A 252-nucleotide genomic window follows, 5' to 3' on the forward strand; every position below is an offset into this window, starting at 1 on the left:
CACCATTATTACTGGTAGCTTTATTATTGCCATAGGCGCGGATTTTTGTATCATATACTTCAATATCCGCACCTGAATCACCTGGTTTAAATGTAGAAATAGTTGTATTTAATTTTTCAGATAAATATGAATTTAACAAGTTAGCAAGATTAGTAGGAATTACTAAATGGGTTCCATTAGGAATCTTATATTGACCCAATGAAACATATCCTGAATCATTAACTCCCGCCATTATAATTGTAGGCATTGTTG

1 protein-coding gene is annotated in these 252 nt (G+C 32.1%); it reads right to left on the bottom strand.

Annotated features, from left to right (window positions below):
• Nucleotides 1-252: hypothetical protein (locus ACVHXK_RS18930; RefSeq protein ID WP_461207951.1), on the bottom strand; the 252-nt coding region annotated here is incomplete at both ends.

The sequence above is a fragment of the Clostridium sp. DL1XJH146 genome, assembly GCF_054819755.1.